General features: G+C 28.2%; 11 protein-coding genes. 8 read left to right on the top strand and 3 right to left on the bottom strand.

Features of this window, described 5'->3' with window-relative positions; genetic code table 11:
* The first annotated feature begins 81 nt into the window (after positions 1 to 81).
* The 4 genes from ACN5J5_RS09710 to ACN5J5_RS09695 all read left to right on the top strand — a co-directional run bounded on the left by ACN5J5_RS09710 (position 82) and on the right by ACN5J5_RS09695 (position 3,448).
* The gene (locus tag ACN5J5_RS09710; protein ID WP_418644709.1) at positions 82 to 654 is read left to right on the top strand and encodes a Crp/Fnr family transcriptional regulator; all 573 of its coding nucleotides are present in this window, start codon (positions 82 to 84) and stop codon (positions 652 to 654) included.
* A gap of 173 nt (positions 655 to 827) precedes the next feature.
* A complete protein-coding gene (locus ACN5J5_RS09705) occupies positions 828 to 1,400 on the top strand; it encodes a Crp/Fnr family transcriptional regulator (protein ID WP_418644708.1) in 573 nt (190 codons plus the stop codon).
* A gap of 232 nt (positions 1,401 to 1,632) precedes the next feature.
* Positions 1,633 to 2,211: a Crp/Fnr family transcriptional regulator gene (locus tag ACN5J5_RS09700; RefSeq protein ID WP_418644707.1), complete on the top strand. Its 579-nt coding sequence runs from the start codon at positions 1,633 to 1,635 to the stop codon at positions 2,209 to 2,211.
* A 160-nt stretch (positions 2,212 to 2,371) separates the two neighbouring features.
* Positions 2,372 to 3,448 (top strand): NADH:flavin oxidoreductase, encoded by a 1,077-nt coding sequence (locus ACN5J5_RS09695; protein ID WP_418644706.1) that lies wholly within the window; start codon positions 2,372 to 2,374, stop codon positions 3,446 to 3,448.
* A 79-nt stretch (positions 3,449 to 3,527) separates the two neighbouring features.
* Here the strand turns inward: ACN5J5_RS09695 and rlmF are convergent, their stop codons facing one another.
* The 3 genes from rlmF to ACN5J5_RS09680 are packed head-to-tail and all read right to left on the bottom strand — an operon-like array spanning position 3,528 to position 6,634.
* Entirely contained in the window at positions 3,528 to 4,382 is an 855-nt protein-coding gene (gene rlmF / locus ACN5J5_RS09690) for a 23S rRNA (adenine(1618)-N(6))-methyltransferase RlmF (protein WP_418644705.1), read from the bottom strand.
* Positions 4,382 to 5,968 (bottom strand): bacillithiol biosynthesis cysteine-adding enzyme BshC, encoded by a 1,587-nt coding sequence (gene bshC / locus ACN5J5_RS09685; protein WP_418644704.1) that lies wholly within the window; start codon positions 5,966 to 5,968, stop codon positions 4,382 to 4,384. Before bshC ends, rlmF begins: the two co-directional genes overlap by 1 nt.
* The gene (locus ACN5J5_RS09680; RefSeq protein WP_418644703.1) at positions 5,969 to 6,634 is read right to left on the bottom strand and encodes a class I SAM-dependent methyltransferase; all 666 of its coding nucleotides are present in this window, start codon (positions 6,632 to 6,634) and stop codon (positions 5,969 to 5,971) included.
* A 145-nt stretch (positions 6,635 to 6,779) separates the two neighbouring features.
* Here ACN5J5_RS09680 and ACN5J5_RS09675 point away from each other — a divergent pair, with 145 nt between their 5' ends.
* Genes ACN5J5_RS09675 through ACN5J5_RS09660 form a run of 4 tightly spaced genes read left to right on the top strand, consistent with a single transcriptional unit; the run spans position 6,780 to position 11,555 of the window.
* Positions 6,780 to 8,711 carry a BatA domain-containing protein gene (locus tag ACN5J5_RS09675; protein WP_418644702.1) on the top strand — a complete coding sequence of 644 codons (1,932 nt, stop codon included), beginning with the start codon at positions 6,780 to 6,782 and terminating at the stop codon, positions 8,709 to 8,711.
* On the top strand, positions 8,708 to 9,967 hold the full coding sequence (locus ACN5J5_RS09670; protein WP_418644701.1) for a dihydroorotase: 1,260 nt from the start codon (positions 8,708 to 8,710) through the stop codon (positions 9,965 to 9,967). Before ACN5J5_RS09675 ends, ACN5J5_RS09670 begins: the two co-directional genes overlap by 4 nt.
* Before the next feature lies 1 nt (position 9,968).
* A complete protein-coding gene (locus tag ACN5J5_RS09665; RefSeq protein ID WP_418644700.1) occupies positions 9,969 to 10,610 on the top strand; it encodes an alpha/beta hydrolase in 642 nt (213 codons plus the stop codon).
* A gap of 18 nt (positions 10,611 to 10,628) precedes the next feature.
* Entirely contained in the window at positions 10,629 to 11,555 is a 927-nt protein-coding gene (locus ACN5J5_RS09660; protein WP_418644699.1) for a sterol desaturase family protein, read from the top strand.
* The last annotated feature ends 39 nt before the right edge of the window (positions 11,556 to 11,594 follow it).

The following is an 11,594-nucleotide window of genomic DNA, read 5'->3' as shown; positions in this document are numbered from 1 at the left end:
ATCTAAAAAGATTCTATAAATCTATATTTTTTTAATAAAAAAATGTAAATTTGAGAGTATCACCAAATTTAAGAATCGCTTATGGATTTTTTTAGAAATTTTGTTTACAGCCTTCATAATGTTTCAGAAAATTCATTTGAAAAATTTCAAGGCCTTACTAAAAATCTCAAATTACTTAAACATCATAAAATAGTTAGTTTGGGGCAAATTCCTATTTATTTTTACATCTTAAAAAAAGGTGTAATACGATCGTACATGATTGATGAAAAAGGAAAAGAACACACAAAAACAATATATACTCCAATAGTAACTTCGGGTAATTTGGGTGCATTAATAAAAAAAACACCTTCTAACTTAATTTACGAATGCCTTACTGATTGTGAAGTTATTGAGTGCTGTTATCCTTCTTTTTGTGAGCTCTCTTCAAAAAACCATGATTTATCAATTTTTCATTACAAAGTTTTACAAGCTATTTTTATACGAGAAGAAGCCAAAATATTAAATTTATTGATGTTAAATGCGACTGAACGATATGAAGAACTTCAAGAAAGATCTCCTGGTATTGATAATTTAATCAATCAATATCATATCGCTTCTTACTTAAATATTACACCTGTACAGTTAAGTAGAATACGAAGAGATTCATTTAGTTAAAAATAAACAAATTATGCATGTTTTTTTCTGCTAAAAAGTAGTTAAAACTCACTTTATCCTTAGTAAAAAACAAACATACAAACTGATTGTTTTTATTAATAATTCTATTATAAATTTCGTTTTATTTCATAAAAATTGTTATTTTGAGGCTATCAAAAACCAACAATTTTAATATGGATTTTTTTAGAAATTTTGTTTACAATCTTTATAACGTCTCAGAGAGCTCTTTTAATGAGTTTCAAAGCCTTACTAAAGACAAAAGCTTACATAAAAACCAAAAAATTGTTGATTTAGGTGATATTCCAACTCAATTTTACATCTTAAAAAAAGGAATTATTAGAGCGTATATAATTGATGAAAAAGGAAAAGAACATACAAAAACTATATTTACTCCGGTAGTAACTTCAGGTAATCTCGGAGCGTTAATAAGAAAAGAAGCTTCAAACTTAATTTACGAATGCCTTACAGACTGTGAGGTTATAGAGTGCTCTTACCAATCTTTTCATGAATTATCTAAAAAACATCATGATTTGGCTATTTTTCACTACAAAGTATTGGAGTTTGTGTATATAAAAGAAGAAGCTAAAATATTAAATTTACTAATGTTAAATGCAACACAACGTTACGAAGAACTTCAAAAAAGATACCCTGGTATTGATAATTTAATAAATCAATATCATATCGCTTCATATTTAAATATCACTCCCGTACAGTTAAGTAGAATTCGAAAAAATTATTTACTATAACTTTTATAAACATATGTTAATGTACACACCGTAAAAGCATTATACATTTGTAATGTACTTAACAAGTTACATTTTACAAAAAGCTACCCCTTAAAACAGCTTTTTAAATAATCAAACTTACTTCCCCTTATGTAAGTTTGATTTTTTGTGTTTTTATTTTTTTATTTACTGTTTTTACTTATATTTATAGTCTCTCTTTATACAGGGAAAAACTTGTTAATTACGAAATTTTATGAAAAGTGATATTGAAAATTTCCTCTATCAATTTATCGACTTACCTAAAGATATAATTTCTCTTTTTGAAGAAATTGTAACATATACTGAAATAGAACCTTTTGATTTTTTTGTAAAAACAAACGAAAATCCTACAGATTTTTTTATCATAAAAACAGGATTAATAAGATCTTATATTGAAACTGAAGACGGTAAAGAAATTACCAGAAATCTATTTTCTGAAGGACATTTAGCAAGTAGTTTAACAGCAATGGTTAAAAAAATCCCTTCTGAATTAAACTATCAAGCTTTAACTAAAGTAACAGGCTACAAGGCTAACTTTTTTAAATTTAAAGAACTAACAGCTAAACATCATGAACTGAGTATGTTTTACATAAAAGCTTTAGAAAGTTCATATTTAAAAGTTGAAGACATTATTTTAGACATTTCTACTCATAGCGCCACCGAAAGGTATTTAATTTTAAGAGAAAGAATACCCAATATAGATAACTTAATTGCACAACGCTATATCGCTTCTTACCTTAATGTTTCGCCTGTACAGCTAAGTCGAATCAAAAAAAGCTTACTTAATAAGTAGAGATAAAAATACAAATCTCAAAATTACCCTTTTCCCCACCAACTCTTATTCGTTATAAAAAATCTGAAAATATTTATTTTATTTCAGAAATGTTTTGTCATGTATTGTATTTTCTAAATTCTTCTTAAATTTGGCTATTAAAACACCTTAAATTCTTACTATGACAAAAGCAAATTCATCAATAAAATTCACTTGCGGAGCTACTATGAAAAATAGATTTATGTTAGCCCCTTTAACCAATCAACAAAGTTATGAAAACGGGCAACTTTCTAAAGATGAATTACACTGGTTAACAATGCGAGCAAAAGGAGAATTTGGTTTAGTGATGACTTGCGCTTCTCACGTACAAGAAATAGGTAAAGGATTTCCTGGACAACTAGGTGTTTTTAATGATACTTTAAATGATGGTCATATAAAATTAACGCAACAAATTAAAAGCGCTGGTAGTTTAGCTGTTATTCAATTACATCATGCAGGTATGCGAACGCCACACGAGTTAATAAATCAACAACCTGTTTGCCCTTCTGATAATGAAAAAACAAACTCAAGAGCACTTACTTTGCAAGAAGTAAAACAGTTAAAAGATGATTTTATTACGGCTGCCATTCGTGCCAAAAACTGTGGTTATAATGGTGCCGAAGTTCATGGTGCACACGGATACATTTTAACGCAGTTTTTAAGTTCTGAAATAAACAATAGAACTGATGAATACGGTGGTTCTTTAAAAAATAGAGCTCGTATTATTTTTGAAATTGTTGATGGTATTAGAAAACAATGTGGTAAAGAATTTTTATTAGGTGTTCGTTTATCTCCAGAAAGATTTGGAATGGATCTTGATGAAGTAAAATGGGTTTGTAAACAACTAATTAATGACGGAAATATTGACTTTTTAGATATTTCATTATGGGATTGCTTTAAAATGCCCAACGATGAAAAACATCAAAATATATCTTTGTTAGAACATTTTAAAAATTTAGATTTTAAAGATGTTAAATGGACTGTTGCTGGTAAAATTAGCAATGCTATTGATGTTCAAAAAATATTAGATGCTGGTGTCGATTTTGTATCAATAGGAACGTCTGCTATTTTACACCATAATTTTCCAAGATTGGTTATCGACAACCCTGAATTTGAACCTATTAATATTCCTGTTTCTGAAGAATATTTAAAAAAAGAAGGTTTAAGTGATACCTTTATAAAATACCTTAAACGTTGGCCTGATTTTATTAAAGAATAGCTCTTTTTACTTAACAATATATAGTCCAAAACCTTTTATCACCTTAATTTAAGACGCAAAAGGTTTTGGATTTATTATTTTAAAATCGCCAACACACAATACGAGTAACCTTATTTCCTTGACTCATCGAAATTACTTTAAACTCAGTAACTCCTAGTTTTTTAGAAGATGCTTCTAAACTCTTAACATTTTCTTTTTTTGAAACCAAACTAGTAAACCACTTGCTTAAAGTTGGTTGTAAAGAACTTTCGTATAAATAAGTATGCAAAAAGGCTTTTTCGCCGCCAACATACCATAACTCGTTTGAATTACCTGCAAAATTACGGACTGCGTTATTTCCTAAATTTCTAGATTTTCTTCTATTAGCTCCCCTAGCCTCTTCTGCCGATTTATAAAATGGCGGATTACACATCGTTGCCGAAAAAGAATCATCTTCTTTGGTTATTCCTTTTAAAATATTAGTTTCATCAAACTGTTGTCTTAGTTCAATTTTATTTGTTAAGCTATTGTCGTCAATAATATCTTGAGCATAATCTAACGAATCTAAATCAATATCTGTAGCTACAAAATTCCAATTATATTCAACTGCTCCTAATAACGGATATACACAACTGGCTCCAGTACCAATATCTAATATTTTCACCTCCTTTTCGTCGCCTATTAAATCTGCTAAATGATGAATATAATCTACTCTTCCAGGAATTGGCGGACAAAGATTTTCATCAGAAAAATCCCAAAATTTAATATTATAATGTGCTGCCAACAACGCTTTATTAAACTCTTTTACAGCAATAGGGTTTGAAAAATCAATTGTTTCTTTTTCAAACTTCGTGATAACAAACTCGTTAATTTTTGGATATTGTTCTTTTAAAAACTTAAAATCATATCCTTTTTTATGCTTGTTATTTTTATGTAATCCGTTTTTATTTTCCATTAAAGTTCTAATACTGTAAATTCTAATTGTAGTGGTTTTAATCCCTCTTTTAGCGCATCAATTAAAGTGTTTCCATACTCTAAATAATATTCAGAAAAATTTCGTTGACGCTCTTCTAAACTCTCATTTGGTAATATTTCGTTTTGCAATACTATAATTCTATCAACCAAATCTTTGTTTCTTCTTTTTTCAGCGTGCAACCAACGCTTTTCTAAATTTTCTAATCCTTTTAACTGTTTAATTTCTTGAGCATTTACAGCTCCTACAAACGAAACATCTGTTTTTTTAGCTAACTCTCGTAAACCAACAAATTGTTGTTGTAAACTTTTCTTCTGATTGGTAAAATCTACTTTTTCTTCAGATGTTTCTAGTACTTTTTGCTTTAACAAATCGTTTTGTTTTATAAAAATATCTGTTAATGAAATAGAAAGATTGTTTAGTTTTTTTACTTGTTTTTCTGATACTATTTGTACCGAATTACGTAATAATAAAATTGGAAACGGCACTTTAACTTCATCAAAATAACTTTTTAACTGCAACCAATACGCTAATTCACCACCACCACCGATATAGCATAAATTTGGTAAAACTACTTCTTGATATAGCGGACGCATAATTACGTTTGGTGAAAATCGTTCTGAAAACTCATTTACTTCCTTTATCAATTCGTTAAAACTCCAAGAAATAGTGGTGTTGTTCACTTTATAAATTCCTTCTTCAAAAACAATACGTTCACGAATTTCATCCGTTAGGTAAAACAAATTAATTTCTCTTGGGTTTACTTGAATTTTATATTCCTTACCTAAAGTATCAATCGTTTCTGTTACCTTTTTATAAGATACCTGTTCTTTTAATTCCTTTTCTATAAACGGTAGCAATTTTTGCTTTAACACTCTTTCATCAGCATCTAAAATTACCAATCCGTAATTTTTAAAAAGTTCGTTGGCAATATACCTAGTAGCATCCGCTAAATTTGTGTGCTTTACATAACCTTCTTTAAAAAGATTGGTTAAAAATTTTGCGTTTTTTGAGGTTCCTAAATGTGTAGAAAAAACATTTAGAACTTCCGCTAATCCATCCGTAGAAAAACGCCCAACGCCACCTGTTTGAGCAGAATTCCATTGAACTTTTTTCCCTTTAAAATTAAAATAATTTATTTCCTCAAAATCATGATCTTCCGTTGCCATCCAATAAATTGGCACAAATTTTTGCTTCGGATAATTGGTTTTTAATTCTTCACATAAATTAATTGTTGAAAGAATTTTATACAAAAAATACAACGGCCCAGTAAATAAATTTAATTGATGTCCCGTTGTTACGGTAAAGGTATTTTCTAACAATAAATCATCAATATTTTGTTGTGTTTTCGCAGACACTTCAATCGATTTATATTGTTTATTTAAAACATCAACTAAAACAGTTCTTGTTTCTTTTGAAAAAGCTTTGTTTTCTATCTGATTTTTAAATGATGCTATCGAAGGAAAATTTTTATAAAAAGGTTGTAATTTTTCTGATTTCTCTAAATAATCTATCATTGTTTTAGAGAAAAAACCGGTATTTTTAAAAGGAATGTGTGTTACGTTCATTTACTTATTTTTTCTTTGAAACAGGGTATAAATATAAGGTCTTTTTCCGTCATACGGATTTACAAAGGTGTGCTTAAATTCTTCTATTAACTTAAATTCATTCCCTAGTTTTTCTTGCAACATTTTACTATTGTATCTTTTTAACGCTAAACCGCAACATTTTTCGGCACCATCTAACGCAAAAACAGCTATAATTACAAATCCGTTTATTGCAACTACTTGCTTTAGTAATTTAAAATACGTTGCCTGCTCTTCTTCTTTTAAAAAGAAATGCAACACTGCTCTATCATTCCATAAATCAACGTTTTTTAATTTATGTAATTGCTTTGTATTTGTTATATCATCAACCAAAAAAGTAACTTCGGATGATTTATCTCCCAAACGTTCTTTTAAACTTTTTAATGCTTTTTCTGATAAATCGTTTGCTATTAAATTGGTATATCCTTTGGCTAACAATTCATCAATCAATATAGACGAACCAACACCAATATTTAAAATATTAGCGGCTGTTTTTAATTCCGTCTTTTCAATTAACTGTAGTGTTTCTTTGGCACTTGGCTCAAACCAACCTAATTTTTCTGTAGAATTTTTAGCATATGCAATATTCCAGTGTTTTTGATAATCAAGTTTATCTGAAATTTTACAATCACTCTCTTTTGTAGTCATAGTTCAAAAATAGTGAAATTTGATACGTTGTCGAAAACAAAACTATATTCTAACAGATTTTTAACTACATTCTTTTTTTACGCATCATTTTAGCTATTTTTACATTTAATAAACTACTTTAGTTTTGTTAAGCAAAAAATGATTTATGCAATTTAAACATCCTGAAATTTTATACTTCTTAGGACTATTAATAATTCCGATATTAATTCATTTATTTCAACTACAACGATTTATTAAAGTACCTTTTACCAATGTTGCTTTTTTAAAAAAGATAGCTTTACAAACTCGCAAAAGTTCGCGCATAAAAAAATGGTTGATTTTAGCTACCAGATTACTATTGCTAACTGCTTTAATTATTGCTTTTGCTCAGCCTTATTTTAGCAACCACAAAGCCAATGAGCAACAACAAATTTTAATGTATTTAGATAATTCGTTAAGTACAAATACCAATGGCGAAAAAGGAAATTTACTGCAAATAGCTGCGCAAGAAATTATAGAAAACACCAACAATAAAACCAATTACACACTAGTTACCAACGATAATTTTTATAAAAACAAAACAGCTTTTGAATTAAAAGATATTTTATTAAACATAAAAAATACTGCTAAAAAAAGTGATTTAAAAGATGTTTTACTAAAAATACTGAGCGAAAACAAAAGTAAAAACATTACAAAAAATATTGTTATTTCTGATTTTCAGAACGTAACAAATAACGATATTAAAAACATACCCGTAAACACATCGTTTGTAAGATTAACTCCGCAGAAAAAAGATAATTTATCTATTGATAGTTTATTTGTAAACGATAATGGTGCTGATAATTTTAAAATAACGATTCTTGTTAAAAACCAAGGAAAAACCAAAAAAGAAATTCCGATTGCGATTTACAATCAAGATAAACTGGTAAATAAACAATTGTTTTCTATCGAAGAAAACACCGCTAAAAAAATTAATTTTTCAATTGTAAAATCTGATGATTTTTTAGGAAAAATAACTGTAAACACCAACGATACTTATAAATTTGACAATTCTTTTTATTTTTCTATCAACACAAATTCAAAAATTAATGTTTTAAACATTAGCGAGTCAACTAATTTTTTTAATAGAATTTACACCCAAAAAGAATTCAACATAACAAACACTAACGTGCAACAATTAAATTATAATTTAATTGCAAAACAACATTTAATTGTTTTAAATGAACTTAAAAATTTACCAAAAACTCTTATCAATCATTTAGTTGAATACACTAAAAAAAGTGGTGATATAATCATAATTCCTGCAAAAAAATTAGCAACAACATCTTACAATAATTTATTAAATCAACTTAATTTTGGACAAATTTTATCACAAAAAAATGATAGTTTAAAAGTTACAACAATTAATTATCAGCATCCACTTTTAAAAAATGTTTTTGAAAAAAAAGTACAAAATTTTCAATATCCGTTTGTAAAAACATCTTACACCACAGCTTTTAAAAATACTCGCAATATTGTTTCTTTTGAAAACAAACAAGGCTTTATTCAGCAAATAAAAGCAACAAATTCTAATTTATATTGGGTTGCTGCACCACTAAATAAACAAAACAGCAATTTTATAAATTCACCTTTAGTAGTACCCGTTTTTTATAATATTGGTAAGCAAAGTTTACAATTACCGAAACTTTATTACACCGTTGGTAAACAAACAACAATTAATATTAATAAACAATTAGCTAAAAACGATATTTTAACAATTTACGGTGCTCATAATTCATTTATTCCGTTGCAACAAACACTTCAAAACAGTGTAAAAATCACCACCGAAAACAAGCCTTTAAAAGCAGGTTTTTATCAAATAAAACAACAACAAAATATATTAAAAAACGTTGCTTTTAATTATCCGAAGGAAGAAAGTAATTTAACTTTTTTAAACACTTCAATAAGCAACTCTAAAACGTTTTCTAACTCGGTTAAAAATACTTTAGAAAATATTAATAACGCTAATAAAATTCAATGGCTTTGGAAATGGTTTTTAGCTTTAGCCATTGTATCTTTGCTAATAGAAATTTTGATCTTAAAATTCTTTAAACCATGACAACGCTGCTAAAATCGGCAACAATTATTGATGCTTCTAGCCCTTATCACCAACAAACAAAGGATATTTTAATTACTGATGGAGTAATCGTACAAATTGATGAGACTATTGCTTCTAAAAAAGAATATCAATTAGTTAAACTTGATAATTTACATGTTTCTAACGGTTGGTTTGATACTAGTGTTTCTTTCGGTGAACCAGGATATGAGGAACGTGAAACAATTAAAAATGGTTTACAAGTTGCGGCTAAAAGTGGTTTTACTGAGGTTGCGGTTAACCCAAACACAAATCCGGTAATTGATAACAAATCGGCAGTTGAATTTTTAATTAATAAAGCAAACGGTTTTGCTACAAACCTGTATCCTATTGGTAATTTAACACAACAAGGTAAAGGTGTTGAAATGGCTGAATTATACGATATGCAACAATCTGGAGCAATTGCTTTTGGTGATTATAAAAAACCTATAACCAATGATAATTTGTTAAAAATAGCATTGCTTTACACTCAAAATTTTAATGGTCTAGCATTCAGTTTTCCTAAAAATAACGCAATTGCTGGCGAAGGTGTTGCCAATGAAGGTAAAAACAGTACCCTTTTAGGTTTAAAAGGAATACCTGCTTTAGCAGAAGAACTTCAAATTTCGCGCGATTTATTTCTACTAGAATATACTGGTGGTAAATTACACATTCCTACCATTTCAACTAAAAAATCTGTTAGCTTAATTAAAGAAGCTAAAAAGAAAGGTTTAGATGTTTCGTGTAGTGTAGCTATTCATAATTTATTTTTAACAGATGATGAATTGCATGGTTTTGACGGTAACAAAAAAGTGAATCCGCCTTTAAGAACTCAAAAAGATACAAAAGCTTTAATAGAAGGATTAAAAGACGGAACAATTGATATAATTACTTCTGATCATAATCCAATTGATATTGAGCATAAAAAAGTAGAATTTTCAAACGCTAAAGATGGTACTATTGGTTTAGAAAGTGCATTTGGAGTTTTAAATACTATTTTAGATTTAGAGACCATCGTAAAATGCTTATCAAACAAACCAAAAGAACGTTTTGGTATTAAAAACACAACGATTAAAGAAAATGAAGAAGCTTCTTTATCAATTTTTAATCCACAAGAAACTTATACTTTTTCTAAAAATAATATTTTATCAACATCAAAAAACAGTATTTTTTTAGAAAAAGAATTAAAAGGAAAAGTGTACGGAATATTTAACAACAATCAATTAGTATTAAATTCGTAAAATGAGTTTACATTACATAGTACGAGAACCAAAAAAAGCTATTAAAAATCCGTCTTTATTAATTTTATTACACGGATATGGTAGCAACGAGCAAGATTTATTTTCGTTTGCAGAAGAATTACCTGATGATTTATTAATAGTAAGTGCTCAAGCTCCTTACAGCATGGGATTCGGATCTTATGCTTGGTATGCTATTAATTTTGATGCCGTTAATGGTAAGTTTTCTGATTTAGTACAAGCAAAAGAATCTGTAGATAAAATTGCTTTATTTATTGATGAAATAAAAGCTAAATACAATACCAATTCTGATAAAACTTTTTTATTAGGCTTTAGTCAAGGTGCAATTTTAAGTTATGCTTTAAGCTTAAATTACCCTAACAAAGTGCAACATGTTATTGCCTTAAGTGGTTATATAAACGACGAGTTATTGCCTAATCAAATAGCAAACACTATTACTACTGATTATTATATTTCTCACGGAACTGTTGATCAAGTTTTACCTGTAGACTGGGCTCGTAAAGCACCTATTTTGCTAAAAGAAAACGGACTTAAAAATGTGTATTCAGAATATCCGGTAGGTCATGGTGTTGCTCCTCAAAACTTTTACAGTTTTAAAAGTTGGATTGAAGAACGGTTAAATTAATTTTTTTTAAAAATAACCATGGATATTTTTACACATCAAAACGCATATAAATGGTTTATTCCTATTTGTGCGCTTGCCATTGCTTTTGAAATGTATTTTAGCTACAAAAGAAAGGCTAAAAATTACGAATTTAAAGATGTTTCAACCAATATATATTTTGCTTTAACCAATGTTATTTTAGATACTTTAATGTATGGAATTTCATTTATTGTAATGAATTTCTTTTATCATTATAAATTAATAACTTGGGAAAACACGAATGTTTTATATTGGATAATAGCCTTTGTTGGGCAAGATTTTTTATACTACATACATCATTATGTAGATCATCATTCTCGTTTTTTTTGGGCTGTTCATGTAACACACCACAATTCTGAATACTATAATATTTCAACCGGATTCCGTTCTCCTGTTTTTCAACCATTATATCGTTTTATGTTTTTAATTCCATTAATTTTAATCGGAATTGCACCATTACATATTATGTTTGCTTATGCAATGAATCAAAATTACGGAACCTTATGTCACACCAACTTTATTAAAAAAAATAACCGTAAAGGAGTTACTGGCTTTTTATTAAATGTATGGGAATATATTTTTGTAACACCTTCTCATCATAGAGTTCACCATGCATCGAATGTTAAATATTTAGATAAAAATATGGGAATGACTTTAATTATTTGGGATCGAATTTTTGGCACTTTTCAAGCAGAAGAAGACGAAAGTGATTATGAAAAACTTAAATTTGGCTTAACAACTCCTCTTGAAGATAAAGGGCCTGTGAATATTATTTTTCATGAATGGAAAGAAATTTTTAGAGACTTTTTTAACAGAAAAAAGCATTTATCATTAGGTACTCGATTAAAATATGTTTTTATGCCTCCTGGTTGGAGTCATGATGGAAGCACACAAACAAGTAAAGAATTACAAAAAGATTTATCCTAAATTAAAAATTATCGAACCGAGCTTAAGCTCGGTTTTTTT

It is taken from the genome of Tenacibaculum insulae (assembly GCF_964512435.1).
GTDB lineage: Bacteria > Bacteroidota > Bacteroidia > Flavobacteriales > Flavobacteriaceae > Polaribacter > Polaribacter insulae_A.
This window is presented reverse-complemented; position numbering and strand designations above follow the sequence as displayed.

Bases quoted from the DNA above. Each gene is read 5' to 3' on its own strand.
- ACN5J5_RS09660 (WP_418644699.1), top strand. From the start codon at position 10,629: ATGGATATTTTTACACATCAAAACGCATATAAATGGTTTATTCCTATT.
- ACN5J5_RS09700 (WP_418644707.1), top strand. From the start codon at position 1,633: ATGAAAAGTGATATTGAAAATTTCCTCTATCAATTTATCGACTTACCT.
- rlmF (WP_418644705.1), bottom strand. From the start codon at position 4,382: ATGGAAAATAAAAACGGATTACATAAAAATAACAAGCATAAAAAAGGA.
- ACN5J5_RS09675 (WP_418644702.1), top strand. From the start codon at position 6,780: ATGCAATTTAAACATCCTGAAATTTTATACTTCTTAGGACTATTAATA.
- bshC (WP_418644704.1), bottom strand. From the start codon at position 5,968: ATGAACGTAACACACATTCCTTTTAAAAATACCGGTTTTTTCTCTAAA.
- ACN5J5_RS09695 (WP_418644706.1), top strand. From the start codon at position 2,372: ATGACAAAAGCAAATTCATCAATAAAATTCACTTGCGGAGCTACTATG.
- ACN5J5_RS09705 (WP_418644708.1), top strand. From the start codon at position 828: ATGGATTTTTTTAGAAATTTTGTTTACAATCTTTATAACGTCTCAGAG.
- ACN5J5_RS09710 (WP_418644709.1), top strand. From the start codon at position 82: ATGGATTTTTTTAGAAATTTTGTTTACAGCCTTCATAATGTTTCAGAA.
- ACN5J5_RS09680 (WP_418644703.1), bottom strand. From the start codon at position 6,634: ATGACTACAAAAGAGAGTGATTGTAAAATTTCAGATAAACTTGATTAT.
- ACN5J5_RS09665 (WP_418644700.1), top strand. From the start codon at position 9,969: ATGAGTTTACATTACATAGTACGAGAACCAAAAAAAGCTATTAAAAAT.
- ACN5J5_RS09670 (WP_418644701.1), top strand. From the start codon at position 8,708: ATGACAACGCTGCTAAAATCGGCAACAATTATTGATGCTTCTAGCCCT.